This is a genomic window from Chryseobacterium lathyri (assembly GCF_019970085.1).
Taxonomy (GTDB): domain Bacteria; phylum Bacteroidota; class Bacteroidia; order Flavobacteriales; family Weeksellaceae; genus Chryseobacterium; species Chryseobacterium lathyri.
Genome location: NZ_JAHXYG010000005.1, coordinates 436,060 through 462,314 on the forward strand (window position 1 = coordinate 436,060; position 26,255 = coordinate 462,314).

Consider the following 26,255-nt stretch of genomic DNA (forward strand, 5'->3'; position numbering starts at 1 on the left):
GACAATGGCTGTATAAAAAATTCATTAAAAAATCATAAACTTTTAATAATTTCAAAGCAATTTTTCTTTTAATCCATATATTTGCATACTATGGAATACAATACCCAAAAAACTCAGCTTCATATGCCGGAATATGGCAGAATTATACAACAGCTGGTTGAACGCTGCAAAGAGCTCCCTACCAAAGAGGAAAGGAGTGAAATGGCTATGGCCATTATCGATTTTATGGGTCAGAGAAACCCTCAGCTCCGTGACGAAGAAAATTATAAGCATAAACTTTGGGATCATCTTTTTATTTTAGCAGAATATGATCTTGATGTAGATTCCCCATACCCTTTTCCTACCAGAGAACAGCTTGCAGAAAAGCCTAAAAGAATGGAATACCCTAAACTTCAGGGAGATTTTAAATTCTACGGGAAAAGTATTCTTCAACTGATAGAAAAAGCTATCGAACTGGAACCTGGTGATGAGAAGGAAGCCCTGATCGAAGTGATTGCCAACAACATGAAGAAGTCTTATAATGTATATAATAAGGAACATGTAACGGATGATGTTATTTTCCGTCACCTGAAGGAGCTTTCTGAAAACAGACTGGACCTTACAGGAATAGAATCCCTGGAGAAGAGCAAGATCTACTATACCAGCAATAACAACAACAGCAGGAACAACAATAACAGCGGCAGAAGCAGCAACAGTAATAACAACAATAATAAGAACCAGACCAATAAGAGAAGGCATAACAACAACCATAAAAACAGAAAATAATGAGTGGAACATTTCAGATAAGAGGAGGGAAAAGACTGCATGGTGAAATCACTCCACAAGGGGCAAAAAATGAAGCTCTTCAAATTTTATGTGCTGTCCTGTTAACAGATGAGGAGGTAAGAATTAAAAATATTCCGGATATTCATGATGTAAACAGACTTATTGAAATTCTGGGTGATTTTGGGGTTAAGGTAACAAAAAATGGGCAGGGTGATTTCACATTTAAAGCCGATAAGGTCAATTTCGATTATATCAAATCTGATGAATTTAAAAAAGACGGTGCTAAACTAAGAGGTTCTATCATGCTGATGGGTCCAATGCTTGCCCGTTATGGTGAAGCGTATATGCCGACCCCGGGAGGTGATAAGATAGGAAGAAGAAGATTAGACACTCATTTCCAGGGACTTGTAGAACTTGGCGCTGAATTTAATTATGATGAAGATGAATATTTTTATTCATTAAAAGCTAAGGAGCTGAGAGGAAAGTTTATTCTCCTGGAAGAAGCTTCTGTAACCGGAACAGCCAATATCGTGATGGCCGCAGCTCTTGCCAAAGGAAAAACAAGAATTTATAATGCTGCCTGCGAACCTTATCTTCAGCAACTCTGCAAAATGCTGAACAGAATGGGGGCAAACATCTCCGGAATCGGGTCTAACCTGGTAACGATTGAAGGGGTTGAATACCTTCATGGTACGGAACACACAATGCTTCCGGATATGGTAGAAATCGGATCATGGATAGGCCTTGCTGCCATGACTAAATCTGAGATCACTATTAAAAATGTCAACTGGAGCCAGCTTGGTGTTATTCCCAACACATTCAGAAAGTTAGGCATCGAACTTGAGCAGAGCAATGACGATATATTTATTCCTGCCCAGGAAAACTATAAGATTCAGAAGTTTATTGACGGTTCTATTCTTACCATTTCAGATGCTCCATGGCCTGGATTTACACCGGATTTATTATCAATTATTCTGGTAGTAGCCACTCAGGCAAAAGGAAGTCTTTTGGTTCACCAGAAAATGTTTGAATCCAGATTATTCTTTGTGGATAAACTGATCGATATGGGGGCACAGATCATTTTATGTGATCCGCACAGAGCTACGGTAATCGGATTGAATCAGGAAGCTCCGTTGAGAGGAACTACCATGGTTTCCCCAGATATCAGAGCTGGGAATGCCCTACTTATCGCAGCACTTTCCGCAGAAGGAAAATCCATCATCCACAATATCGAACAGATCGACAGAGGGTATGAAAATATCGACGGAAGGCTGAAAGCCATTGGGGCGGATATTGAGCGAATTTAGGAAAATATTTATTATAATATAAAAGCGTTCAAATTAATTTGAACGCTTTTATTTTAATAGCTTTTGGTTACCAGCCACCGCCTCCACCACCTCCGCCTCCACCGCCGGAGAATCCTCCACCACCGGAACCGCTGCTTGAGCTGGACGGTTTGGTAGATGCAGATTGTATGGATTGGGTAAGACTGGAGTTCAGGGTATTGGCAAAAGCATAATGATTCATTACGCCGCCGTAATACCAGGTATTTTGATATTCTGCTGCTGTTTTCTTCAGTAATTCATCAAATTTCTGTCCCCAGATCTGATCGACTCCTATGACCATAGCAAAAGGCAGAAGGGTTTCGAAAACCTGAGGAGTCATCTGAGGAGGATTGTGAAATTTCAGCTGTTCGTTCTCTGCTGCTCCCATATACATTTTGAAGCCGTCTATCAGGGATTGTTTTCTCAGCTTTTCTTTTGATGGCTGTTTTATTAAATATTGATAAAGTACCATTACTGAAAATGCCAGCACAAGAAAAATATAGCAGACACTAAAGTTAATGCTCCCGACCTCTGTTCCTTCCTGAGAAATTACTCCTCCTATTCCTAAAGCAATACTGAGAGGAATAGGAATAAAAAATAAAAGTTTCCATGATAATTTCTTCGCTAAAAATGTTATTAAAGCAAAGGCAATAAAAATAATAATGTATAAAATTACTCCGGCAAATACTCTTTCAGGTTCCGGCAATATATTATAACTTAAGAATAAACCGAAGCCATACACCAGACTAATAACAAGCCATGGAAGCACTAACTTTTTCTTATTATTTCCTTCATTCAAAAAATCGTCATGCTGAAAGCCCAGCGTTCCTTTGAAGTTCTGAACAGCGGTTTCTATTTTCGGATTATATTTTCCATCAAACTTGACGGAATCTTCAAATTCTGAAAAAAGACTATTCATCAGGTTGATTTCTTCTTTCGGAAGCATTTCATCTGCAGCTTTCAATTTCTTCAATGTAAAGGTTTTGGTATTGAAAAACCCCAGCAGACCGGAATCTTCTCCTTCTATAATTTTTACATATCCTTTTACAGCAAGGCTGACAATAGCTGCCGTCAGGTATTTGTTTTTAAAACTTTCGGAGTTGATGTATCCCAGGGAGGCCGGCGAAAGATTTTCAGGAACATTGAACTGTGGATAAACAGTAGGGGTTTCCGGATCTATCCCGTATTTCATCCAGGTTGAATAAAGATACAGAAGCAGTATCAGGAATACGATACATCCGCCAATCAAGACCCCGTACTTTTCCAGGAAAGTTGGCGGCGGTGGCGGAACCATAATTCCTTTTTTGAAACCTACTGCAATGGTAAGACCTTCATTGGCATGAAGACCTGAAGCACCCCATTCTATAGACTCATTGGACAGTACTTTGACTGTACAGTTCTGGCTGTTGCTGCCATATGCTCCGGTATAGCAGGAGTTCTGAATAATCCCGGCTCCGGCAGGAAGATTTACTTTTGCTGAAATAGTATCTATATCGAAATCCCAGTAGGTTCCGTTTACATTCCAGTAAAATTCGTCATACTTTGGAAAGAAACCAATCTGGTTCTCTGTTTTATATTTTATTTCATAGTCGTAGGTTCCGGGATCGAGAATAACATCTTTATTTCCGGCATATATTTTTAGGTAGCCATCTTCTTTTTCTTCATGATAATCTTCCTCCTCTCCGTTTTTTTTCACTGAAATAATATAGTATCTTACTTTCTGGGTTTTATTGTTCAGATTTCTGGATAAAGGAAGTGCGCGAAAAATTCCCCTTTTTATATTATTTCCAAGACTGTATACTTTAATATTTTCAGTAACGGTAATCCCCGAATTTTTATCCACATCAATATCCGAATGGAAGGAGATAATTTTTTCTGATCCGATAATGGACAGCTGATCCGTCCGCGCTAATTCATCTTGGGCAAAGGCTATGAAAAAAAACTGAAGGAGGAAAAGCTGCAGTAATTTTTTCATTTCTTAGAATTTTACGGATGGAACTTCTCTTTCTGCAATATTTTCAAGCTCAAAGAAAGGTGATTTCTCAAACTTGTACATATTGGCAATGATGTTGCTTGGGAAAGATTCAACCAACGTATTGTTTTCACGGACAGTTCCGTTATAATATCTTCTGGATTTTTCCACATCATTCTCGATAGAGGTAAGCTCGCTCTGCAACTGCTGAAAGTTGGTATTGGCTTTCAGATCAGGATACTGTTCCGCTACGGCAAACAGATTCATCATGGCCTGATTCAGATTTTTTTCCGCAGCTTCCTTCGCCTGTACCGAATCTGCACCTACAGCCTGTGTTCTGGCTCTTATCACACTGTCAAGCGTTTCCCGCTCATGGGTTGCATAGCCTTTTACAGTTTCCACAAGGTTAGGAATAAGATCGTGGCGTTTTTTAAGCATCACGTCAATGCTACTCCAAGCTTCCTGAACTAGATTTTTCAATTTTACCAGACGGTTGTAGATTGATACTCCGAAAATGAGGAATACTGCAATTAAAGCAATGATAATAACTATGGTCATAATTTTTATGTTTTGTATTCATTAAAAATACTGTTTTTTTGAATTGGAATAAAATTCATCTTTAACCATTAGAAGAACTGCAATAAAAAAGCATCCGATAAAAAACCGGATGCTTTCTTGTAATTAAAACTATATGAATCTCCCCTAAAAATACTTACGGCAGTTATATTCCACCATGGTATTTAAAAGTTTATTTTTATTCAGATAAAACTCCAGCTGCTGGTAATCTTCTGAATTGACATTAATATATAACTGTACTGAACCAAAACTGTTTCCATTGACATATTCTACATTAGCAGACAGCACTCTGTGACAGATCCCGAACTGATTATAGATGGTATTCATTAAATGCTCAAATTTCATTTTACCATTTAATTCTATTTCCAGTATCAGTTCTTTTTTAGGCAGGCTAATTGTGTTGGGTAGAACCTGCAACGTAGGATTAGGTGTAATCATCACTAAACAATTTTTTGGTTAAACATTTTCTAGATCATGGTTGCTTTTGCGTTAAATCTTTGACAAAAGTATAAAAAATTATTAGTCCACCAAATTAGTGGACTAATAATTTTAAATTTTAACTAAATTTTTTTCTTAATTTAATATTCAAGGATTATTACATCAAACTTTTAAACTAAAAAAATACCCCTAAAGATTACTACATCTTTAAGGGTAATGTTATTTATAATTCTCCTACTCTTTCCAGTTTATCTGAAGCGGCCAGTCCATTAGGATTGCATCCCGGCTCACTTTCCGGAACTTTCAGATTCTTCTTTTTGTAAAATTCTGCCCAGAATTCATTGGTTTTACCTGTTTTGGGATCAATAAATGTCATTGGTTCCAGCTTGAATATATGATCTTCCCTGAACGCTCTTTCAATATAATCTGAACAGTAAAAAGAATTTTCGTCCAGAATATAATTGAAATTATAAGGTTTTCCTATCATAGATTCTGCTTTTTTAAGAGCAGCCGGAACAGCGTTCTGATATTCCGGCTTCAGGCGGTAAATTATTACTTTCTGGCCGTCATCAGCCTGATCTTTAAGAAAAAATTTCAGATCCTGCTTTTGGGAACCACCTTTGGGAGCTGCATGCAGTACATACCAGTGATTATTTTCTTTTTCTACAATTCCAATATGATCAAATGATGCCTCTTTCTGTTTTTGTGTCACATTATTAATCGCTCCTGATAACCCGGTTTCTTTTGCAGTCACAAAAAGCAGATCCCCGTTCTTCAGCTTCCCGGATTGAGCCAGAGTGGTACATTGCTGCAATAACAAAACCCCAGCGAGGAAAATGATATAGGCTAGAGCTTGAGGAATTTTTTGAAACAGATCTTCTTTACATTTAATCATAATATTTTTTATTGCCGGGCACAATCAGGATTTACAAATTATTAAGCTATTTTTCTTTTGAAACAGATTCTTTACTTTTCTTAAACTGTGTTTCATAGGTATTAATCCAGTCTTCAACCGTCATTTTTTTACTGACCTCAGCAATGAGCTCAAAAGGAATATCATCCATTTTTTTGAACCTCACACAGGATTTCCCCATATCTAGCTTTCTTTTTGAATGTTTGGGATATTCAGTTACAAACCAATTTAACAGTTCTGGATCTGCATAAATACCCATGTGATAAAATGCAATAAAATTTTTCTGGGAGGCCAGGCTCATAAACGGCAATGGCGTACCCGGTGCACAATGATAGCCAGCCGGATAAGTTTCTAGAGGAACGCCCCAGCCAACCATGCCATAGCTGATATTTTCCCGGAAGCCTTTTGGTAGGTTATCGTTTATGGTATCAAATAGCTTTTTGAATACTTCCTGTCTTTCTTCAGGAATTTTTGAAATATAATCAGTTATAGAATCCGCTGGAATTTGCATTTTCAATATGTTTTAATTTTTCTCAAAATAACAAAATTTATGAATACCACGATCGAAATTTAATCAAACAAAAAGCGGCAGTACATCAATGCACTGCCGCTCAACTTTATTGACATTAAAAAAAATTATTTTTTTATAGCCTTCACCGTAGACTGTGATCCGTCTTTGAAATAGATAGTAACAAAATACAGACCTGTATTCAGTGTACTCAAGTCAAGCTCTCTTACAGCTCCTGTAATTGTTTTTACAGCTCTTCCGGAAGAATCTCCTACCGTTACAGATTTCACTTCTCTATTATCGGAAATATAAAGGATGTCTTTAAACGGATTTGGATGAACCGATACTTTCTTAATACCGTCTTTTACTTCTGAAGTACCCAGCTGCGCATTCTCAACAGTAAAATTATCTACATAAAAATTATAGTCAGGATCATCGTTCACTGTTCCGTCTGTTCCGTAAAATGCAAATACGGTATTAGCACTGTTATACGCTGCTAGAGTATAAACATATTGAGTTGAGGTATTGGTCGGGGCGTTAGCCTGATTCCATGTTTCCAAAACAGTCCATGTCGTACCGCCATCATTGGATACCAAGAACTGAATAACATCGTCAGATCCCATTGGCGAAGCACTGGTACTGAGATAAGCCGCTACACCATAATCAAATTTAACTTTATATGATCCCGCAGAAAGATTGAAAGGTACTGTTTTTAGCCAGCCCGTTCTGCCTGTTGAATATAAATTGATCGTCGCTGATCCTCCGGAACCTGTGCCTAAGAATCCACCCGATGTCCAATAAGACGATGTCCCTGTAGGACCTGTAGCAGGTGTGCCTCCGGAAAGAGCTCCAGCCCAGCATGTTCCCGGAAAGCTGCTGAAATCATTCGTATATGACGGGACCACAGCCCCACACAAGGTGGTAAATGTTCCGGATAATGACCAACCACTCTGAGACGTTGCCGTACTGCAATTGCTTCTTACCCAATAATAATAAACCGTACTTGGTAATAAAGAAGGAATGGTAAAAGAAGTTCCCGTAACTCCAGGATGGTTAGGTACCGTTGCAGCTGTAGGCGCTGTATTACTGGTGCTGTAATAAACATCATAGCTTACCGCCTGAACACTGGCCGGTATCGTCCATGAAACTTGAGCAGAATTAGAAGTCAGTGTGCCTACAGGCTGAAGTGTAGGAGCAACACAATCTGTATACGCATCAGCAGAAAAAGCAAATACATTCGCTATGCCTGTACCACTGACTTTCGTTACGGTAACACTTTGAATAGGTTTGGTCTGATTGGCTGCATCGATGGTTAAGGCCGACTGATACAGTCTCGGATTGGTAGAATTAGGCTCTAAAACATTATTGCTTCTGTTGATTCGTCCGATTCCTTGTATGGCATAATTTGACCCGCCATACCAGTCAGAGATCGCTACACCCGAAAATGTCTGGGAAGTATTATCTGTAAAATTGACTGTTACATTCACTGTACATGCCCCACTTCCGCCAGTTGAAAGCATATACACCTTAAAAGCTGCAACCGGGCTTACAAATGAAAGTGTTCCACTATTGCTGCCGGCAGCATTGCTTGAAATTTTTAAAGAGTTGCTCCCAGACAGATCTCCAAGCTTGAAGCTCAGCCCTGGTGTAGAAGCTACTGCAGAATTAATGATCCCATTAACCGGAAGACCATAAGTAATTGGTGTGCTGCTGGATGTAAGTTGAAAATCTCTTGCTACAAATGCAAAAGATACTCCGTCAACGTCTTCTGTAGTGGATGTCATTGCTGAACCTACACCGTTGGCGATTACATCTGCCGTATACCCGGATTGGACAGGCATCGTCTGAAAGTTTTGGGCACTCATCATTGCTGCCGCAAAAAGAGCCATAACAGATAAAGCTCTAACTGGTAAATTTGTTTTCATAATTATTTTTTATTATCGCTTAAATTTAATAAAAAAATCAAAACAAAGCTTAAATTTTTATTAAATAACTAATAATTAATCAATAACTTTAAATTATACACATTTAACTTATATGAAAACATTATTTTCTAACCAAATGCTTTATTCGCATTTTAATATATTATTTTAACAATTTCAATTCATTCTAATGTATAATCAATTTCCAATAGTCAGCACTTTAAGAAAACTGCCGATCAGTATCAAGCATAATCAGAAAGATTCCCATAGACATCAAAAGAACAGATAATAATCAATTTTAACTCACTGATTTTCAAAACAATTGAAAAGCAGTCAAAATGGGCAACACGTTATTTTATTATTGAGAAATTAAATCTTATTTTTGCCATACAAATTTTTGAACAATGCCAAATATTTCAAACAGAGCACAGCATATGCCGCCATCGCCGGTAAGAAAACTAGTTCCTTATGCTTTAAAAGCAAAACAGCAGGGAATAAAAGTGTATCACCTCAATATCGGACAGCCTGATATTGAAACACCGGAAACAGCTTTAAATGCTTTAAAGAATATCGACCTTAAAGTATTGGAATATGCACTTTCTGAAGGTAATATAGAATACAGAAAAGCTCTTACGGAGTATTATCATACCTTAGGTTTCTCGGATCTGACACCTGATAATTTCATTGTGACTAATGGAGGATCTGAAGCATTAAACTTTGCCATTTCCACTTTATGTGATGATGGTGATGAGGTCATCATTCCTGAACCTTATTATGCTAATTATAATGGGTTTACCAGCACATTCAACGTAAATGTTGTAGCCGTTCCATCTACTATTGATACAGGTTTTGCCCTTCCTCCGATCGAAGAATTTGAGAAAAAAATCACAGAAAAAACAAGAGCAATTGTTATCTGCAACCCGGGTAACCCTACAGGATATCTTTACACCCGTGAAGAGCTTCAGCAGCTGGCAGAAATTGCTTTAAAATATGACATCGTTATTATCTCCGACGAAGTATACAGAGAATACGTATATGACGGGAAACAGCAGATCTCTATGCTGGATTTCCCTGAACTGAGCGATAACTGCATCATCATTGATTCAGAATCCAAGCGTTATTCTATGTGCGGAGTAAGAATCGGGTGTATGGTAACACGTTCTAAAAAGATCCATGATGCGGCAATGCTTTTTGCACAGGCAAGACTGAGCCCGGTTCTTTTAGGCCAGATCGCAGCAACAGCAGCGCATCAGAACGACGGTGCATACATCAGAGCAGTAAGAGAAGAATATACACACAGAAGAAATATCCTGGTAGATCTTCTTAATGCCATTCCAGGAGTAATCTGTCCTAAGCCGAGAGGAGCTTTCTATTGTGTAGCAGAGCTTCCGGTAGATGATACCGAAAAATTCGCACAGTGGCTTTTAGAAAAATACGCTCTTAATAAGGAAACGATTATGGTAGCTCCTGCAGGAGGTTTCTACAGTGATCCTGAATTGGGAAAAAAGCAGGTAAGAATCGCTTACGTCTTGAAAGAGGAAGATCTTAAGAGAAGCGTTGAGATCCTTAAAAATGCTTTGAAGAAATACAGAGAAGAATTCAGCCTCTAAAATATAATTTATGATGCCGGCAATAAAAAATACTTACCTGAAACTCTTGTTTTTATTGTTTTTGCTGCCGGCATTTTTTTCCTGTGACAAAAAGAAAGAACTAACTTCGGCCATTCCTAAAAACCCGAATGAGATAACTTTCATTAGTGTATCCAATATCGGTGGCGACCAGGGCGATTATAAGATCATCAAAGTCACAAAAGACTCCATACACGCGGAAAAGGGCATCACAGCCCGCCAAATCCATAAAGAATGGGATTCAGCTATCAGCATACAGACCTGGAATAACCTTATCTCTCCGATCAAAATTAAAGATCTTGATGTAATACAAAGTTCTCCAAGTCAACAGTCTGTAGATGGCATCGACGAAACTTTTCAGATCAGAACTCCGAAAAAGTCACATATTTATGTCAATTCTTATGCTGACACGCTGCATTACAGGCAGCTGAAACAGTTTAAAGAACAGCTCAACCTCATTCTTCCCACAGAATACCAATAAAAACATGCAAGAAAATTTTTCCTTAAAGTCTTACAATACATTTGGTGTTGACGCCAAAGCAAAATATTTTATTGAAGTACAAAACCTTGAGCACCTCAAGGATGCAATCAATTATTCTAAAGACCACCATCTTCAGGTTTTATTTTTAGGCGGCGGAAGCAATATCCTTCTGACGAAAGATTTTGACGGCCTTGCCATTAAGCTCAGCTTGAAAGGAATTTCCGAACAAGAGCTTAATGAAAACGAAGTGCTTGTAACAGCAAAAGCCGGAGAAAACTGGCACAAATTTGTGATGTACAGCCTTGAAAAAAACTACGGCGGACTGGAAAACCTGTCATTGATTCCTGGTAATGTAGGAACATCGCCGATGCAGAATATCGGGGCTTACGGAACCGAAATAAAGGACACTTTCGTCAACTGTACCGTTTTAGACCTTGAAAATTTTGAGGTTAAAACATTTAACCTTGAAGACTGCCATTTCGGATACAGGGATTCTATTTTCAAACAGGAAGGAAAGGGAAGGTATGTAATTTTGGAAGTTAGTTTTAAATTAACCAGGAAAAATCACCACATCAAAACAGAATATGGTGCAATAAAAACGGAGCTGGAAAACTTAGGGATCACCCATCCTACGATTCAGAATGTTTCCAAAGCGGTCATCAATATCAGGCAGAGTAAACTCCCGGATCCTAAAATAATGGGCAATGCCGGAAGTTTTTTCAAAAATCCAACTATTCCTCTCACCCAATTTGAAGATTTAAAGCTAAAATTTGAAAACATTCCAGGCTACCCAAACGGAAATGTGGTAAAAGTACCTGCCGGATGGCTAATCGAACAGTGTGGATGGAAAGGGAAACAGATTGGAAATACTGCATCACATCAACTTCAGGCACTGGTTATCGTGAATGCCACCGGAAATGCCACCGGAAAAGAAATTTTTGATTTTTCTACAGAAATCATTCATTCTGTCAAAGAGAAGTTTGGAATAGAGCTGGAACGGGAAGTAAATATTATTTGATACAAGAGACTGTTTTTTTAAAATTGTGAAAACAGCTTTTTTCTGAATTAAATACCTTGTAAAGGAATAAAAATATTATTTTAGCTGAAAAAGAGCACAAACATGAAAATAGCGATCCTCGGAGCCGGCAAAATGGGCCTTTCCTTTTCAAAGTCATTTTTAAAATATGAATTGATCAAACCGGAAAATCTCCATCTGATCACCCGGGGTCAATCCAAAATCTCTAAAATAGCCGAAGAATTTCCAAAATCACAGATCTCCACTTTCGAAGAGACTCAAGAACTGGATGCCGATCTTATTATTATAGCTGTAAAGCCGCAGGACTTTCTGCATGTTACTGAAAATTTCCAGTTTACATTAAAAGAAAACCAGATGGTCCTTTCTATCATGGCCGGAATTAAGATTGAAAAGATTCAAAAATTACTAAACCATCCTCTCGTTGTAAGAGCTATGCCCAACTCTCCTACTCTTCTGGGAATGGGTATTACAGGCTATACTGCTGCAGGAGGCATTTCTTTCAGCCAGCTGATCAATATTGAGAGACTACTGAACAGCACCGGCAGATCGGTTTATCTGGAAAATGAAGACCTTCTGGATGGCGTTACAGCACTTTCAGGAAGCGGGCCGGCCTATTTTTATTACATTGTAGATGCCATGATAAAAGCCGGCGTAGAAATGGGAATCGATGAAAATCTTTCCAAACTGTTTGTACAGCAAACCATGCTGGGCGCTTATCACCTGATCAACAATTCCGAAAAGAATCTGGAAGAACTTATCAAAGATGTAGCTTCGAAAGGCGGAACCACTGAAGCTGCATTAAAAACATTTGAAGACCACAATTTTAAAGAAATTTTAAAAAACGGAATTTTAAATGCCGAAAAGCGTGCTAAAGAACTAAACGGCTAAACCTTTTTTCTACCAACCGGCAGAGCAGCCATCCGAGATATACACCGAAAGTATTAAGAATGATATCATCTACCTCAAATATCCCCATTCTGGTAAAATACTGAAGTGCCTCAATGATAATGATAGAAGAAATGAAGGTATAGATCAATGCTTTAAGATCTCTAAACCTGGGAAATATCCAGCCAAGAAATCCAAAAGGAATAAACATAATGATATTCCCTAAAACAATGATGCCAATATACTTCCACTCAATCGTATTGTGGATAAACTCTATGGTTGAAAAAATGGGTTCCACGGTGATCTGATTATCCGCATACTGAAACCTGCCCATTCCCCAGAACATGAGATACAGCAAAAACAATGTATAAGGAACAATAATAATTTTGTAAAACTTCTTTAACATGAAGTGCAAATTTATTCATTTCAAAAACATTAAATTTGTGTGTTAAATTAATTTAATGAAATACATTTTACTTACGCTCATTTCAGCAATGCTGCTGTCTGTTTCGTGGCCTACTTACGGAGTTCCTTTCTTTATATTTTTTGCTCTTGTTCCTCTTTTGATGATGGAACACGGAATCTCAAAATTTTCATCGTACAAAAGAAAAAGCTGGATGGTCTTCGGCCTTTCTTATCTTTGTTTTGTGATCTGGAATATTGTAACGACCGGATGGCTATATGGCTCAAAGAACCCTGATGGAAGCCATTCCATGATGGCGGTTGTATTTCCCGTTTTGGTTAACTCTTTCCTTTATTCTCTTGTTTTCCAGTGCTACCACTGGTACAAAAATGCACAGGGAACGTATTGGGGATTAGGATTTTTGATTGCCATATGGATGAGTTTTGAAAAATTCCATCTGAACTGGGAACTCACCTGGCCATGGCTGAATTTAGGAAATGTATTTTCAGATTATCCTAAATTAATACAGTGGTATGACACCCTGGGAGCAACCGGAGGAAGTTTCTGGATCTTAGCCATCAATGTTTTGATTTTTTATACTTTAAGAACCTGGGAAGCGGGAAGAAAAAGAAAAGACCTGATCAAAAATACCTTAATTGTTGCTGCTTTAATCATTCTTCCGATGATTATCTCATTGATCAAATACAATAATTTCGACGAAAAACCATCAGGACAGGTTAATGTGCTGATGCTGCAGCCGGATCTTGATCCTTATGCTGAAAAGTATTCAAAAGACAGCCTGACCATTGAAAATGATCTTTTAACTTTGGCAGAAAACAATTCAAAAGGAAAGATTGATTATTATATCGCCCCTGAAACAGCTCTTCCCGGAAGAGGCTCAATTTCCGAAACTGCTTTTGAGAAAAGTCTGCTTTTAAACAATGTGAAAGGATTTTTATCCAAACATCCGGGAGCTGTTTTTGCAACCGGAATTTCTTCACACCGTTTTTATAAAAGCCAGGAGAACATCCCGAAGGAAGCTTATCAGGTTAATCCGGAGCTTTGGGTGGAAAGCTATAATACCGCTATTCAGATTGCACCACAAGAGAAGGTTCAGGTGTATCACAAAGGAAAGCTTGTTCCCGGCGTGGAAATTTTCCCGTACATGAGTGTGTTGAAGCCCCTGTTAGGTGATGCAATGCTTAATCTGGGCGGAACCGTAGCTTCTTTAGGAATAGATGAGGAAAGAAAATCTTTTTCAAACCCCTACAATAAAGGCAGATTAGCGCCTATCATTTGCTACGAAAGCATCTACGGAGAATTTACAACGGATTACGTAAAAAAAGGAGCCAACTTCTTAGGCATCATGACCAATGATTCCTGGTGGGGGGTTACAGAAGGACACAAACAGCTTCTTTCGTATGCAAAGCTAAGAGCTATAGAAACCCGAAGAGAAATTGCGCGTGCTGCTAACAGTGGTATATCCGCCCATATCAATGCAAAAGGAGAAGTGGAAGCCGATACTTTCTATGGGGATAAAACAACATTATTCGCCAAAGTGAATCTTTATGAAACGATGACCTTCTATACAAGAGCCGGAGACCTGCTATCAAGATTTTCCATTTTTGCACTGGGCTTTTTACTGTTTTACTTTTTGATTGAAAAGTTTAGAAACAGGACCAAGAAAGCGTAATATCGACCACAAAAGTTACAAAAGATAAACATTTAGTTTTTAATTTAAATTTTGTGTATAAAAAAGTACACTTAAGTTTTTTTTTAATCTAAAGATTTATCCACTACTTATACAATTTATTTTGATGGGTGGTTCACAACAATACAACCAAAATAAAAAAGAACTTTATCCGGTGGATAAAGTTCTTTTTATAATTACAATCTTCATTATAAAAACAGAAAAGCCAGCTGGACGACTGGCTTTTCTTACTAATAGAACTCTTCAGTTTTATTTAATCATAAGTTTTTGAGTGGTTATCTCGTTTTTAGTTGTCAGTTTTAACAGGTAAGCTCCTTTCGTGAGATGTGAGACGTTGATCGACTGATCATCATTCAAAACAATATTCTGCTTTCTTCCGTCCATAGAGTACATTTCAACATCCGAAACTTTTTCTCCCTTAATAAATACTTTCTCTGATGCCGGATTCGGATATACCGAAACCTTGCTGTTAATTATTACATCGCGTGTTCCCAATGCACCTTGTATTGAAGCATTAGAAAAGACCTTTGAAGCATCTATTGATCTTATGCTCCAGTACACATTCTGAACAGAGTGATCCAGATCCAGGAACCAGGATGGTGTTGTTACTATATATTTCGCAATATCAGCGGCTCCGGGTGAAGATCCAACTTTAATCTCATAACGGAGGGCATTCGCTGGGGTTTTATCATCAGATGCACCACTCCATGAGAAATTAAAGCGGTTCCCGGTCTTTGTTACATTAAGAACTGAAGGAGGTAAAGGTTTCAGGTTAATTTCCGTAGAAGTATTTTTGAACATTTTAGTCAGTGAAGGCATACCCGGATCTGCCCAATCAAATCCGGCCAATAAAATATCCAGACGATTGTTGTTGTCTAAGTCAAATAAATTCACAAAACCCGGGCCTCCTAAAGTATGCAGTCCTGTAGGTATATTTTCAGTAAAACTTTGAGTGGAAGGATTGTATAGAAAAGTTTTTACTATAGCATTGTTATTTTCATCATTTCCCGAAACAATAAAGTCATAGTACCCGTCATTATTCAGATCACCTGTAGCTACAGATGAATCCGAGATCTCAGCAACGCTTATCTGCTTCGTGTTCAGATGCCCGGTTCCATCATTCATCAGTACGGCAAGAAATCCGGAATAACTGTCATCCTGACCTGTAATAACAATATCCTGATAGCCGTCTGCATTGAAGTCTGCGAAATCCATTTTTCCACCCGTCAGGGCAGTAAGATCCTGTGATGCCGTCAGCATTCCTGCCTGATTCAGATACACTTTACAGACCGGTTGGTCACCCTGCTCCATTCCCAGGATAACAAGGTCGAGAAGATTATCATTATTGAGATCTACAAACTTAAAGCTTCCATTCTGTGTTCCCGGCTGCCAGCCTTTAAAGATCTCGAAATCAGTCCCGGTATTCTTATAAAAATCGAGGTTATTCAGAAAACCCGCCCCTTCAACATATTGCGTTCCGTTAATGGCATAATCTACCTTACCGTCATTATTAAAATCAAAAGCCTCTAAAGATCCGTAGATTTTTCCGTCGAGCACAGCTTCATTAATAAAGCCCGCTCCTGAGTTCCGGAATCTGTAATGCTTATAATTAACAACATCATTATAGCTTAATCCTGTGGAAATAATATCCAGAAGACCATCATTATTAAAATCCATGAATTTTATATCTCCCAGATGCGTTGCATCTACTCCCAGACTGGCGTAAGGCACCAGCGAAGTTCCGTTATTCCTATATACTTCGTTAAAAGATGTGTCAACATTACCATCCTGATCACTGTCAATTGCTCCATTAATCACTACATCCTGCTTTCCATCACCATCCATATCATCTGTAGCAGCCGATCCGTAATAAAAATTTTTCATACCGGTCTGGATCTCTGCATAATCCTGAGCCATAAGTCCAACGGGAAGCATAGATAAAAGAATACAAATTTTCTTCATTCTATTTTTATTTAGATTAATTAAAAACAAAGATAAAACATTCGGATTTGCATTTCCCGGAAAGTTTACATGAAATATATCAGTCACTTGGCTCAGCGTGCCTCGGGAATTATTTTATTTTAAAATTCATGATTATTAATCAGTCAGTTATTTGTAAATATTTTTCAAAAGATTTGTCTATCTAAAAAATTCTTCGTTATTTTGCAACCTCAAATATTATACAAATAAGAACATCGAGATATGTCAAGAATTTGCCAAATAACAGGAAAGCGTGCAATGGTTGGTAACAACGTTTCTCACGCTAATAACAAAACGAAGCGTCGTTTTGAAATTAACTTATTGGAGAAGAAGTTTTACCTTCCGGAGCAAGATAAGCACGTAACACTGAAAGTATCAGCTCATGGATTGAGAGTGATTAACAAGATTGGAATCGAGGAAGCTATTGAAAGAGCTACTAGAAACGGATTGATTAAAAAGAATTAATAAATCATGGCAAAAAAAGGAAATAGAGTTCAGGTAATCCTTGAATGTACAGAGCACAAAGAAAGTGGTATGGCGGGAATGTCAAGATACATTTCTACTAAAAATAAAAAGAACACTACTGAGAGACTGGAATTGAAAAAGTACAATCCTGTTCTTAAGAAAGTTACAGTTCACAAAGAAATCAAGTAATTTATAAATATAATTTACCATGGCAAAGAAAGTAGTAGCAACCCTACAAAGCGGTCAGTCAAAGAAAATGACTAAAGTTGTGAAAATGGTTAAGTCATCTAAGTCAGGTGCTTACGTTTTCGAAGAAAAAGTAATGAATGCAGACGAAGTAGATGGTTATTTGAAGAAATAATCTCCACTTTATTTACAATATAAAAAACTACTCATATTTTGGGTAGTTTTTTTGTTATCTTTGTTCACCAGATGATTAATCAATTAAATATATCCATATGAAAAAGATTTTCATTCTGGTTTTCACAGAAATTTTTCTATTTTCATTCGGTCAGGAAAAAATGAACAATGTAGAATACAAAGGCTCCCCGGAGGTTTTTACCATTAAAGGGCTTTCACAATCGGTAAGTATAGACTGTGGAACTTCTACAATGATTTTACTTTCAGGACAGGTACCGCTGGATGCTTCGGGTAATCTTGTAGGAAACGATGTTGAGAAGCAGACCCAACAGGTTTTTAAAAACATCGAATTCATCCTGAAAGAATATGGAGCTACAGGAAAGGATATTGTAAAACTGGGAATCTTCATTACTGATATTTCCAAAACACCAGACTTTAGAAAAATCCGTGACTTATATATCAACCTTCAAAATCCTCCCGTAAGCAGCCTTGTGGAAGTGAGCCGTCTTTTCAGAGATGACGTCCTTATAGAAGTAGAGGCTACGGCAGTTATAAAAACAAATAAGAATGAACTATGAGTTGGTTTAAAAATATTTTCAAAAAAGAAGAAAAAGAAACTTTAGATAAAGGTCTGGAAAAATCCAGCCAGGGTTTCTTTGAAAAAATGACGAAAGCCGTAGTCGGTAAAAGCAAAGTAGATGATGAAGTACTGGATAACCTGGAGGAAATACTGATTGCATCTGACGTAGGCGCATCTACAACCATCAAAATCATAGAAAGAATTGAAGAACGCGTTGCCCGCGATAAATATGTGGGTGTAGGCGAACTTGACAATATTCTCCGTGAAGAAATCTCCGGGCTGCTTCTTGAAAACCCTCATGCAGGAACAGGAAATATAGACAGTTCAAAAAAACCGTACGTCATCATGGTAGTTGGTGTGAACGGAGTTGGGAAAACCACTACAATCGGAAAACTTGCTCACCAGTTTAAGTCTGAAGGAAAAAAGGTTGTCCTTGGTGCCGCAGATACCTTCAGGGCGGCAGCGGTAGATCAGCTGACCATCTGGAGCGAAAGAGTGGGAGTTCCTATCGTAAAACAGGATATGGGATCAGATCCGGCTTCTGTGGCTTTTGACACGGTACAGAGCGCTGTTGCACAGCGTGCAGATGTAGTGATTATTGATACTGCGGGAAGACTTCATAATAAAATCAACCTGATGAATGAACTTTCGAAGATCAAAAGAGTCATGCAGAAAGTAATTCCAGATGCTCCTCATGAGATCCTTCTGGTTCTTGACGGGTCTACAGGACAGAATGCATTTGAACAGGCAAAACAGTTTACCGCAGCCACAGAAGTGAATGCATTGGCCGTAACAAAGCTTGACGGCACAGCTAAAGGCGGTGTTGTTATAGGGATATCAGATCAGTTCCAGATTCCGGTAAAATATATAGGGGTAGGCGAGAAGATGCAGGACCTTCAATTGTTTAATGGTACAGAATTTGTAGACTCTTTTTTTAAGAAAAGATGATATTTATCATATTTTATCTTTAACTTAGATATCAAATTTTATACATTAACAATTAAAAATTTAGAACTATGGGAATTTTAACTTGGATCATATTTGGTCTTATCGCAGGTGCAATTGCAAAACTTATTATGCCTGGAACACAAGGTGGCGGTTGGCTGATGACGATTATTTTAGGAATTGTTGGAGCTTTCGTAGGAGGATTTATAGGCAGCCTTTTGGGATGGGGAACTACAGACAGTTTCGATTTCAGAAGTATGCTTTTAGCCGTAGGAGGAGCACTTATCGTTCTCTGGATTTACGGAATGGCTACTAGGAAAGGCTAATACGAGTAGATAAAAAATAAAATCCCGGGACTGAATTTCAGTCCCGGGATTTTTTGTACAATATAATTTAGTTTAGTTGATCTTGATCTGGTAAGGCATTTCCATTTTCACCTCAGACTGCAGTTTTTGATCTGTAATCTGCTGAAGAATTTCATAGTTGGCTTTACCTATTTTATTTTTAATGATTCTTGCAGAAATATCTTCCTCATTCAGATCTTTGAAAAATTGCTCAAATGGAGACATTCTTTTAGGATAAGAAGACACATGATAAGATTTCAATCCTGCTTTCTGTGCTGCAAACTTTACCGCATCATTCAGAGTTCCAAGCTCATCGACAAGACCGATCTCCTTAGCACGTACCCCACTCCATACTCTTCCTCCACCAACATTGTCAATCTGCTCGAAAGTCTGCTTTCTGTTCTGCGTTACGAAATGCACAAACCTTTTATAGGTTCCTTCCACACTTCTGGTGATCAGGTTTACTCCGTAAGGGGTAACGCCGTTCAAAGGTGAATAATATTGAGAATTGGCATTGGTAGCAACAATATCAGAACGGATACCGTTTTTGTTTGCAATATCCTTATAATAAGGTATCACTCCGAAAACTCCGATAGACCCTGTCAGCGTATTAGGCTCTGAATAAATTTTATCTGCAGCCATCGCAATATAATATCCTCCTGAAGCTGCATAGTCTCCAAAAGAAACTACCAATGGCTTTTTCTTTTTAAGCTGCTGTAATTCAAATAAAATTTCATCTGAAGCATTAGCACTTCCCCCCGGAGAATTAATTCTGAAAACAACCGCTTTTACTTTATCATCATTCTGAAGATCTTTGATGTATTTTATATATTTTTCAGAATAGATCTCGTTATAACCGTCACCATTGTTAATTCCTCCTGACGCATACAATACAGCTACTTTCTCTCCGGACTTATCTTCATCTGCATAAGAATTGATATAGCCCGCTAATGATACTTTATTCAGCTTTTCCTTTTCTTTAAGGCTAAGTTTTGATTTTATCATCTGATCATACTCTGTTTTCTGGATCAGTTTGTCGGCAAGCTTGTACTTTAATCCTAACTCAGGGATCATCCCGTATAAGCTGTCGACAACCATTTTAAACTGTGCAGTATCAATTTTTCTTGAAACTGCCATTTTAGTGGATGTATTTTTCCAGATATCATTTAAAAGAGTACCCAGCTGTTCTTTATTTTCAGGAGAAATATCATTTCTTAAAAAAGGTTCAACCGCTGATTTAAATTTCCCATGTCTTATCACCTCTATACCAATTCCATATTTATCAGCAAAGTCTTTAAAGAATGTCACCTCAGTAGCCAGCCCTTTCAGTTCTATCATTCCTGATGGGTTAAGATAATACTTGTCGGCAACAGAACCTAAATAATAAGAGGCCTGGGAAACAGCATTTCCATAGGCATATACAAATTTTCCGCTCTTTTTAAAGTCTTCAATAGCATTTCTTATATCATCAATCTGGGTCATGCCTGCATGAAAGTTATCAGCTTCAATACTTATCCCTTTAATATGATCATCTGTCTTAGCTTTTTTAATAGCTTCCAGCACATCATAAAGCATTACACTCTTGCTTTTGTCACTGATATTGAAGAGGCCCATTTCCTCTTCAGTAGGGCTGTCTATTATATTAGTCTTTAAATTAATCGTAAGAACAGAATTATTTTTCACTACAACAGATTTGTCATTCCCCATAGAACTGAACACAAGCATCATAATGAAAAAGACGAAAAATAAGGCACATAATAGGACAATAGCCACTATATTTGCCAATACGTTTTTAAAGAAACTTCTCATAAAATCAATCAATTTTCCAATATGTCGCAGCATAAGGTAGTTTTGTTACTAGGAAGTAACCTGGGAGATCAAAAAAAAAATTTAGAACTGGCTTTAAAAAAAATCAGTGAGGGCGGTAATTACATTTCACAAACAAGCGAATTTTTAATAACCGAACCTGTAGAATTTGTTAGTTCCAATATTTTTTGTAATATTGCATCAGAAATATTCACGTCTTTCTCGCCAATACAACTGCTTGATTTTATTAAAAATATAGAAGTTGAGATGGGAAGAACTAAAGATTCATCTGCATCTGGCGGTTATAGCGATAGAATAATAGATATTGATATCATTAAATATAACGATCTGAAATTCAGATCAGAGAAATTAGAGATACCCCATCAAAAGCATTTATATGAAAGGGAATTTTCTAAAATATTATTGAAAGATTTTATCTAAAATAAAACATAAAAAACATATATGAAATTAGGTTTATTATTATTGGCCACACTACCTATCGCGGCTTATGCCCAGGATAGTACCACAGTAAACTCATCTAGTGAGTATCCTAATACCTTCTCTTCAGGTTCCGCTAATGTACAGCGTTTTGACAACAAAGCCAGACGTTTCAACGACTGGTCTATTTCCGTTGGTGGAGGTGCTGCATTCATGGCGCATTCTGATCTTAGATCTTTTTATGACAAAAAGGTAAACTGGGGGTATAATGCTTACGTAAGTATTGATAAGCAGATCACTCATGTTTTTGGATTAAGCCTTATCTATCAGAGAGGTGAAACAAAGCAGAAAGCAATGTTACCGGGTTCAGCAGGTGTTGCAGCCGGAGTAGGTACGGCAACTACCAAGTTTGATCAGGTTGCTTTAATGGGAGATGTTAATTTTTCCAATTTATTGAGAAGAGTTGATAATCATTCTCCTTACAGATGGGCACTACACGGTTATGCAGGAATAGGGTTCCAAGGTTACAACACTTCTTTGCATGACGGGAATGAATTCAGATGGAGCGAAAATCCAAAGAGAATTCCTCTATTTATTAATAAGGAGTTCGACATTAACTCTTTATACTATCAGTTTGGAGCAGGATTAAAATACAAAGTATCTAAACTTATCGACATTGAAGCAAGAACAATGTATATCGTAAGTGGTGATGATGAATTCGACGGAGGCGGATGGGCTGATCCCAACGACTACGATCCGGCAACTCCAGGTTCAAAGTATAATATGATCAGTGATTCAAGATCTGATAATGCCTGGACTGTGACTTTAGGAGTTTCTTTCAAGTTAGGAAACAAATTATCACACTTGGCATGGCATGACCCACTTCAGGAAGCATACTACAGAACAAGCGTTTTAGAAAATGCAGCTACAGAACTTGTAGTATGCGAAAAAGGAGACGCGGATAATGACGGTGTATGTGATGACTGGGACAGACAGCTTGATACTCCTGCAGGAGCAAGAGTAGATGGCGCTGGTGTAGCTTTGGATATGGATCTTGACGGAGTGATTGATCTGTATGATAAATGCGTAACAGTTCCCGGCCCTGTTGAAAACAACGGTTGTCCTACAAAATAAGAAACAACTGTTTTTATTACAATAAAATCATTTAATTAACTAAAATAAAAAAATACACTATGAAATTAAGTTTAGCAATTGTAGCATTAGCAATGGCAATTCCAGCCGCTAGCTATGCGCAAGACTCAACAGCAGTTTCAAATGGAGAATATCCAAACACATTTTCTTCTGGTTCTGCGAATGTTTCTCCGTTTACCAATCAGTCAAAAAGATTCAATGACTGGTCTATTTCAGCCGGTGCAGGTGTACCCCTGTTACAGTCAGGTGATTTAACATCTATCAAGAATGGTAACGGTAAAAACCTTTTTGGTTACTCTGCTTATGTAAGTATTGATAAAGCGATCACTCATGCGTTCGGTTTAAAATTACAATATGACAGAGGTGAAACAAGACAAGGATGGTTCAACACTAAAGATGCTGCTCCAGATGCAACAGCTGTAGGTGCAAGAACTCAGTATGATGCGATCTCTTTATTGGGAGACATCAACTTCTCTAATCTATTGAGAAGAGTTGATAATCATTCACCTTTCAGATGGGCGCTTCACGGGTATGCAGGTATAGGTACTATTGCTTACAGAGCTTATCAGAAAGATATTAACGGGCAAAGACTTGCTACTGAAGTTAAACCTTTCAAATTAGGTTCAATGTTCATGCAGGCTGGTACCGGTTTAAAATACAAAATCAACAACAGACTTGATCTTGAAGGTAGAGTAATGTATGTAGTAACTGGTGATGATGAATTCGATGGAGGAGGTGACAAATACAGTGCGATCAACAAACGTGAAGAGCAGGTATCAGATAACTTCTTTAATGCTACTTTAGGTCTTACCTTGAAATTAGGAAAACACGAATCTCACCTAATGTGGCATGATCCGTTGCAGGAAATCTATTACAAACTTGATGTTTTGGCTAACAAGAACCAGGATATTGAAGTATGTAAAAAAGGTGATGCTGATAACGACGGAGTTTGTGACGATTGGGACAGACAGCTTGATACTCCTGCTGGTGCAAGAGTGGATGGTGCTGGTGTTGCTCTTGATACTGACCTTGACGGTGTAATTGACCTTTACGACAAGTGTGTAACTGTTCCTGGACCTGTTGAAAACAACGGATGTCCTACAACAACTGCAGGACCTGTAGTAGAAACAGAAACTAAGCTTGAAGGAATTGAGTTTGATTTAAATTCTGACAGAATTTTACCTTCAAACACTCCGATCTTAAATAATGCTGTTTCATATATCAACTCTTCAAACGGTGCGTATAACGTAATCGGAGCTACAGATACAAGAGCTTCTGATGCTTATAACCAAAAGCTATCTGAAAGAAGAGCGAATAGCGTTAAAAACTATTTGATCAAAAACGGAGTAGAATCTTCTAAACTGAACGCAATCGGTAGAGGTGAAAAAGACCTTAAATACCCTGAGTGCGAACCAGCTACTAAATGTCCTGAATGGAAAAACAGAGCTAACAGAAGAGTATATTTCGAAGCTAAATAATACAATTATTAGTAAATATATCAAAGCCGTGCCATGCACGGCTTTTTTTGTTGTAATAGTTTTATTACTTTTACCTTATGATTTCTCAGCAGGATTTCCAAAAATTAAAATACGATACCCTAAAATATTTTTGGGGTTACGATGCTTTCAGAGATTCTCAGGAAGGAATTATCGATGCTGTCATTAATGAAAAAGACTGTCTCGTCCTTCTGCCTACGGGAGCAGGAAAATCTCTTTGCTACCAGCTTCCAGCCTTATTGAAAGAAGGGACCTGCCTTGTAATCTCTCCCCTCCTTGCATTGATGAAAGATCAGGTAAGCCAGCTTAAACATCGGGGTATCGAAGCAGAATACCTGTCCTCCGAGCTTGATGAATATGACGCAGAAGCTGTCTACGACCGCTGTAAAGACGGGCTTACCAAACTTCTTTATGTATCTCCGGAAAGACTGACCAATATACAGTTTCTTCAAAATATTGACGAAATTAAGTTATCATTTATAGCTGTAGATGAAGCCCACTGTATTTCAGAATGGGGACAGGATTTTCGTCCCAGCTATCAGAATATCAAAGAATTCAGAAAAAATCATCCTAAAATTCCCTGTCTTGCCTTAACAGCCACTGCAACTCCCAAAGTTTTGGAAGAAATCAAGAATAAACTGGAACTTAAAAATCCGTTTGTTTTTCAGAAAAGCTTTAGGAGAGAAAATATCAGGATATTTTTGGATGAGGTTTCTGACAAATTTCAGCGTGTTTTTGATATTTTAAAGCATAATAACGATTCCGGAATTGTTTATGTAAGAACCCGGAAGGATGCAGAAATGCTGGCCGAATTTCTCAAAAAAAACCAGATAAAAAATGTAGATTATTTTCATGCCGGTTTAACGACGAAAGAGAAAAACGCCAAACAAACTCACTGGAATAACAGTGACAACCAAGTTCTTATCTCAACCAATGCTTTCGGGATGGGAATAGACAAAGACAATGTCCGCTTTGTGATTCACTTCTCTCCTGCTCCGTCACTGGAAAATTATTATCAGGAGATCGGAAGGGCAGGAAGAGATGGTAAAGACAGTTTTGCGTTTCTTCTTTGGAATAAACAGGAATTATTTAATTTTGATGAAATCCTAAAAAACCAGACCCCCAGCAAAGCTGAATTTTTAAAAATCATCACCTATCTCTACTCTATTTTCCAGGTTGCAGAATTTGAACTTCCGGAAAAAGTTTTTCAACTGAACATTCAGGGGATACAAAATTTTACCAGGCTGTCGAAAGCAAAGATCAGCAATGTCCTTAATTTTCTGCATAATCAGGAAATCATCTATCATAATGACAACAAAAGCCTGTCTTCATTGGAGCTTCTCTTCAATGCTGAGGAAATAGACCAGCTGCCTCAGAAAGATGCTTACTTCATAGAACTTCTGCTGCGTACTATATCAGGAATTACTACGCATAAAGTAATGTTCAGTGAACTACAGGTCAGCAATAAGATTGGGGTAAGTGTTCCTCTTATTAAAGAAAGACTTAAAGAACTCCAACAAAAAAATTATCTGGAATATGTAGACGGTGCCCTCTCAAGTATTAAATTCCTGAAACCACGTGATGAAAGAGCTATTAATGCAGCTTATTGGAAACTTTTTGAACATATTCAAAAAAACAAAATTCAGAAGTGGGAAGAAATTAAGTTTTTTATAGAAAATAATGATTACTGTAAGATGAAACTTATTCTCGCTTATTTTGGAGAAAAGAATACAAAGAACTGCGGCCAATGCTCAGTCTGTGAAAAAAACAAGCAATCCATTTTCGGGAAAAATATTTCCCAACAGATCATTAATCTGCTGGCTAAAAAACCTTCCACCATTGAAGACCTTTCGGTACAGCTTAATTATCATTCTAAAAACAACATTTTAGAAAACCTGATTTTTCTTTTAGATTCGGGGAAGGTAAAGATGTTGAATTTCAGGACATATGCGCTGAACATGGGCAATGGTGAATCGTGAATTTTACTTCGCAAGTGAATAGTAAATTTTAGACCTCAGATATCATACATGAGATTCCAGACTCTTTAACTCTTACTTATTCACCGTAAAATTCTCAAACCCTATTACTCTCAAACTCTCAAACCCTATTACTCTCCAACTCCTAAA

Annotated in this window: 26 protein-coding genes; 17 read left to right on the plus strand and 9 right to left on the minus strand. The window is 37.7% G+C overall.

The genetic code is table 11. The features are described 5' to 3' along the window. The first annotated feature begins 90 nt into the window (after positions 1-90). Together LC418_RS17975 and murA are read left to right on the plus strand one after the other, a co-directional pair. Positions 91-765, plus strand: coding sequence for a DUF4290 domain-containing protein (locus tag LC418_RS17975; protein ID WP_111961037.1), 675 nt, complete (start codon positions 91-93; stop codon positions 763-765). Beyond that, positions 765-2,072 carry a UDP-N-acetylglucosamine 1-carboxyvinyltransferase gene (gene murA, locus LC418_RS17980; protein ID WP_111961038.1) on the plus strand — a complete coding sequence of 436 codons (1,308 nt, stop codon included), beginning with the start codon at positions 765-767 and terminating at the stop codon, positions 2,070-2,072. The genes LC418_RS17975 and murA overlap by 1 nt, the downstream gene beginning before the upstream one ends. A 67-nt stretch (positions 2,073-2,139) precedes the next feature. On the opposite strand, the gene LC418_RS17985 is transcribed toward murA, so the two are convergent. The 6 genes from LC418_RS17985 to LC418_RS18010 form a co-directional block, all read right to left on the minus strand. Then, positions 2,140-4,065 carry a DUF2207 domain-containing protein gene (locus LC418_RS17985; RefSeq protein ID WP_223560147.1) on the minus strand — a complete coding sequence of 642 codons (1,926 nt, stop codon included), beginning with the start codon at positions 4,063-4,065 and terminating at the stop codon, positions 2,140-2,142. Between the two features lie 3 nt (positions 4,066-4,068). After that, positions 4,069-4,620 carry a LemA family protein gene (locus tag LC418_RS17990; RefSeq protein WP_223560148.1) on the minus strand — a complete coding sequence of 184 codons (552 nt, stop codon included), beginning with the start codon at positions 4,618-4,620 and terminating at the stop codon, positions 4,069-4,071. Between the two features lie 144 nt (positions 4,621-4,764). Then, the gene (locus tag LC418_RS17995; protein WP_223560149.1) at positions 4,765-5,076 is read right to left on the minus strand and encodes an NIL domain-containing protein; all 312 of its coding nucleotides are present in this window, start codon (positions 5,074-5,076) and stop codon (positions 4,765-4,767) included. A gap of 223 nt (positions 5,077-5,299) precedes the next feature. After that, complete coding sequence (locus LC418_RS18000) at positions 5,300-5,971, minus strand: YiiX/YebB-like N1pC/P60 family cysteine hydrolase (protein WP_223560150.1); 672 nt, start codon at positions 5,969-5,971, stop codon at positions 5,300-5,302. 46 nt (positions 5,972-6,017) lie between these two features. Next, positions 6,018-6,500: a DUF1801 domain-containing protein gene (locus LC418_RS18005; RefSeq protein WP_223560151.1), complete on the minus strand. Its 483-nt coding sequence runs from the start codon at positions 6,498-6,500 to the stop codon at positions 6,018-6,020. A gap of 125 nt (positions 6,501-6,625) precedes the next feature. Further along, positions 6,626-8,422, minus strand: a complete 1,797-nt coding sequence (locus LC418_RS18010) for a T9SS type A sorting domain-containing protein (RefSeq protein ID WP_223560152.1) — start codon at positions 8,420-8,422, stop codon at positions 6,626-6,628. Between the two features lie 401 nt (positions 8,423-8,823). Between LC418_RS18010 and LC418_RS18015 the strand changes: the two genes are divergently transcribed. The 4 genes from LC418_RS18015 (at position 8,824) to proC (ending at position 12,452) form a co-directional block, all read left to right on the plus strand. Next, positions 8,824-10,029, plus strand: coding sequence for a pyridoxal phosphate-dependent aminotransferase (locus tag LC418_RS18015; protein WP_111960557.1), 1,206 nt, complete (start codon positions 8,824-8,826; stop codon positions 10,027-10,029). 10 nt (positions 10,030-10,039) lie between these two features. Next, the gene (locus LC418_RS18020) at positions 10,040-10,528 is read left to right on the plus strand and encodes a hypothetical protein (RefSeq protein ID WP_223560153.1); all 489 of its coding nucleotides are present in this window, start codon (positions 10,040-10,042) and stop codon (positions 10,526-10,528) included. Positions 10,529-10,532: 4 nt separating this feature from the next. Further along, the gene (gene murB / locus LC418_RS18025; protein WP_223560154.1) at positions 10,533-11,546 is read left to right on the plus strand and encodes a UDP-N-acetylmuramate dehydrogenase; all 1,014 of its coding nucleotides are present in this window, start codon (positions 10,533-10,535) and stop codon (positions 11,544-11,546) included. 102 nt (positions 11,547-11,648) lie between these two features. Beyond that, positions 11,649-12,452 carry a pyrroline-5-carboxylate reductase gene (gene proC, locus LC418_RS18030; protein WP_111960551.1) on the plus strand — a complete coding sequence of 268 codons (804 nt, stop codon included), beginning with the start codon at positions 11,649-11,651 and terminating at the stop codon, positions 12,450-12,452. On the opposite strand, the gene LC418_RS18035 is transcribed toward proC, so the two are convergent. Further along, positions 12,433-12,855 carry a VanZ family protein gene (locus tag LC418_RS18035; protein WP_223560155.1) on the minus strand — a complete coding sequence of 141 codons (423 nt, stop codon included), beginning with the start codon at positions 12,853-12,855 and terminating at the stop codon, positions 12,433-12,435. The two genes, proC and LC418_RS18035, sit on opposite strands and share 20 nt — an antisense overlap. A gap of 55 nt (positions 12,856-12,910) precedes the next feature. Here LC418_RS18035 and lnt point away from each other — a divergent pair, with 55 nt between their 5' ends. Continuing rightward, positions 12,911-14,545 (plus strand): apolipoprotein N-acyltransferase, encoded by a 1,635-nt coding sequence (lnt, locus tag LC418_RS18040; protein ID WP_223560156.1) that lies wholly within the window; start codon positions 12,911-12,913, stop codon positions 14,543-14,545. Between the two features lie 267 nt (positions 14,546-14,812). Here the strand turns inward: lnt and LC418_RS18045 are convergent, their stop codons facing one another. Next, positions 14,813-16,525, minus strand: a complete 1,713-nt coding sequence (locus LC418_RS18045) for a T9SS type A sorting domain-containing protein (protein ID WP_223560157.1) — start codon at positions 16,523-16,525, stop codon at positions 14,813-14,815. A 240-nt stretch (positions 16,526-16,765) separates the two neighbouring features. Between LC418_RS18045 and rpmB the strand changes: the two genes are divergently transcribed. The 6 genes from rpmB to LC418_RS18075 all read left to right on the plus strand — a co-directional run bounded on the left by rpmB (position 16,766) and on the right by LC418_RS18075 (position 19,219). Continuing rightward, complete coding sequence (rpmB, locus tag LC418_RS18050; protein ID WP_002976757.1) at positions 16,766-17,008, plus strand: 50S ribosomal protein L28; 243 nt, start codon at positions 16,766-16,768, stop codon at positions 17,006-17,008. 6 nt (positions 17,009-17,014) lie between these two features. Then, positions 17,015-17,197, plus strand: coding sequence for a 50S ribosomal protein L33 (gene rpmG / locus LC418_RS18055; RefSeq protein WP_007841812.1), 183 nt, complete (start codon positions 17,015-17,017; stop codon positions 17,195-17,197). Positions 17,198-17,216: 19 nt separating this feature from the next. Continuing rightward, on the plus strand, positions 17,217-17,369 hold the full coding sequence (locus LC418_RS18060) for a DUF4295 domain-containing protein (protein WP_002976755.1): 153 nt from the start codon (positions 17,217-17,219) through the stop codon (positions 17,367-17,369). Positions 17,370-17,466: 97 nt separating this feature from the next. Continuing rightward, positions 17,467-17,946, plus strand: a complete 480-nt coding sequence (locus tag LC418_RS18065; protein ID WP_111960543.1) for a RidA family protein — start codon at positions 17,467-17,469, stop codon at positions 17,944-17,946. Continuing rightward, a complete protein-coding gene (ftsY, locus tag LC418_RS18070; protein WP_223560158.1) occupies positions 17,943-18,896 on the plus strand; it encodes a signal recognition particle-docking protein FtsY in 954 nt (317 codons plus the stop codon). The genes LC418_RS18065 and ftsY overlap by 4 nt, the downstream gene beginning before the upstream one ends. 68 nt (positions 18,897-18,964) lie before the next feature. Then, positions 18,965-19,219: a GlsB/YeaQ/YmgE family stress response membrane protein gene (locus LC418_RS18075; protein WP_111960539.1), complete on the plus strand. Its 255-nt coding sequence runs from the start codon at positions 18,965-18,967 to the stop codon at positions 19,217-19,219. Positions 19,220-19,291: 72 nt separating this feature from the next. Here LC418_RS18075 and sppA read toward each other — a convergent pair whose 3' ends face one another. After that, a complete protein-coding gene (gene sppA, locus LC418_RS18080) occupies positions 19,292-21,046 on the minus strand; it encodes a signal peptide peptidase SppA (protein WP_223560204.1) in 1,755 nt (584 codons plus the stop codon). 21 nt (positions 21,047-21,067) lie between these two features. Between sppA and folK the strand changes: the two genes are divergently transcribed. From folK to LC418_RS18100, 4 genes are all read left to right on the plus strand, one after another. Continuing rightward, positions 21,068-21,484 (plus strand): 2-amino-4-hydroxy-6-hydroxymethyldihydropteridine diphosphokinase, encoded by a 417-nt coding sequence (gene folK, locus LC418_RS18085; protein ID WP_111960537.1) that lies wholly within the window; start codon positions 21,068-21,070, stop codon positions 21,482-21,484. A gap of 21 nt (positions 21,485-21,505) precedes the next feature. Further along, positions 21,506-22,615 carry an OmpA family protein gene (locus LC418_RS18090; RefSeq protein ID WP_223560159.1) on the plus strand — a complete coding sequence of 370 codons (1,110 nt, stop codon included), beginning with the start codon at positions 21,506-21,508 and terminating at the stop codon, positions 22,613-22,615. 59 nt (positions 22,616-22,674) lie between these two features. After that, positions 22,675-24,111, plus strand: coding sequence for an OmpA family protein (locus LC418_RS18095; RefSeq protein WP_111960533.1), 1,437 nt, complete (start codon positions 22,675-22,677; stop codon positions 24,109-24,111). Between the two features lie 77 nt (positions 24,112-24,188). Further along, positions 24,189-26,108, plus strand: a complete 1,920-nt coding sequence (locus LC418_RS18100; protein ID WP_223560160.1) for a RecQ family ATP-dependent DNA helicase — start codon at positions 24,189-24,191, stop codon at positions 26,106-26,108. The last annotated feature ends 147 nt before the right edge of the window (positions 26,109-26,255 follow it).

What these genes read in the sequence shown, in the direction of transcription:
- LC418_RS17975 (WP_111961037.1), top strand. Translation starts at nt 91, where the DNA reads ATGGAATACAATACCCAAAAAACTCAGCTTCATATGCCGGAATATGGC.
- murA (WP_111961038.1), top strand. Translation starts at nt 765, where the DNA reads ATGAGTGGAACATTTCAGATAAGAGGAGGGAAAAGACTGCATGGTGAA.
- LC418_RS17985 (WP_223560147.1), bottom strand. Translation starts at nt 4,065, where the DNA reads ATGAAAAAATTACTGCAGCTTTTCCTCCTTCAGTTTTTTTTCATAGCC.
- LC418_RS17990 (WP_223560148.1), bottom strand. Translation starts at nt 4,620, where the DNA reads ATGACCATAGTTATTATCATTGCTTTAATTGCAGTATTCCTCATTTTC.
- LC418_RS17995 (WP_223560149.1), bottom strand. Translation starts at nt 5,076, where the DNA reads ATGATTACACCTAATCCTACGTTGCAGGTTCTACCCAACACAATTAGC.
- LC418_RS18000 (WP_223560150.1), bottom strand. Translation starts at nt 5,971, where the DNA reads ATGATTAAATGTAAAGAAGATCTGTTTCAAAAAATTCCTCAAGCTCTA.
- LC418_RS18005 (WP_223560151.1), bottom strand. Translation starts at nt 6,500, where the DNA reads ATGCAAATTCCAGCGGATTCTATAACTGATTATATTTCAAAAATTCCT.
- LC418_RS18010 (WP_223560152.1), bottom strand. Translation starts at nt 8,422, where the DNA reads ATGAAAACAAATTTACCAGTTAGAGCTTTATCTGTTATGGCTCTTTTT.
- LC418_RS18015 (WP_111960557.1), top strand. Translation starts at nt 8,824, where the DNA reads ATGCCAAATATTTCAAACAGAGCACAGCATATGCCGCCATCGCCGGTA.
- LC418_RS18020 (WP_223560153.1), top strand. Translation starts at nt 10,040, where the DNA reads ATGATGCCGGCAATAAAAAATACTTACCTGAAACTCTTGTTTTTATTG.
- murB (WP_223560154.1), top strand. Translation starts at nt 10,533, where the DNA reads ATGCAAGAAAATTTTTCCTTAAAGTCTTACAATACATTTGGTGTTGAC.
- proC (WP_111960551.1), top strand. Translation starts at nt 11,649, where the DNA reads ATGAAAATAGCGATCCTCGGAGCCGGCAAAATGGGCCTTTCCTTTTCA.
- LC418_RS18035 (WP_223560155.1), bottom strand. Translation starts at nt 12,855, where the DNA reads ATGTTAAAGAAGTTTTACAAAATTATTATTGTTCCTTATACATTGTTT.
- lnt (WP_223560156.1), top strand. Translation starts at nt 12,911, where the DNA reads ATGAAATACATTTTACTTACGCTCATTTCAGCAATGCTGCTGTCTGTT.
- LC418_RS18045 (WP_223560157.1), bottom strand. Translation starts at nt 16,525, where the DNA reads ATGAAGAAAATTTGTATTCTTTTATCTATGCTTCCCGTTGGACTTATG.
- rpmB (WP_002976757.1), top strand. Translation starts at nt 16,766, where the DNA reads ATGTCAAGAATTTGCCAAATAACAGGAAAGCGTGCAATGGTTGGTAAC.
- rpmG (WP_007841812.1), top strand. Translation starts at nt 17,015, where the DNA reads ATGGCAAAAAAAGGAAATAGAGTTCAGGTAATCCTTGAATGTACAGAG.
- LC418_RS18060 (WP_002976755.1), top strand. Translation starts at nt 17,217, where the DNA reads ATGGCAAAGAAAGTAGTAGCAACCCTACAAAGCGGTCAGTCAAAGAAA.
- LC418_RS18065 (WP_111960543.1), top strand. Translation starts at nt 17,467, where the DNA reads ATGAAAAAGATTTTCATTCTGGTTTTCACAGAAATTTTTCTATTTTCA.
- ftsY (WP_223560158.1), top strand. Translation starts at nt 17,943, where the DNA reads ATGAGTTGGTTTAAAAATATTTTCAAAAAAGAAGAAAAAGAAACTTTA.
- LC418_RS18075 (WP_111960539.1), top strand. Translation starts at nt 18,965, where the DNA reads ATGGGAATTTTAACTTGGATCATATTTGGTCTTATCGCAGGTGCAATT.
- sppA (WP_223560204.1), bottom strand. Translation starts at nt 21,046, where the DNA reads ATGAGAAGTTTCTTTAAAAACGTATTGGCAAATATAGTGGCTATTGTC.
- folK (WP_111960537.1), top strand. Translation starts at nt 21,068, where the DNA reads ATGTCGCAGCATAAGGTAGTTTTGTTACTAGGAAGTAACCTGGGAGAT.
- LC418_RS18090 (WP_223560159.1), top strand. Translation starts at nt 21,506, where the DNA reads ATGAAATTAGGTTTATTATTATTGGCCACACTACCTATCGCGGCTTAT.
- LC418_RS18095 (WP_111960533.1), top strand. Translation starts at nt 22,675, where the DNA reads ATGAAATTAAGTTTAGCAATTGTAGCATTAGCAATGGCAATTCCAGCC.
- LC418_RS18100 (WP_223560160.1), top strand. Translation starts at nt 24,189, where the DNA reads ATGATTTCTCAGCAGGATTTCCAAAAATTAAAATACGATACCCTAAAA.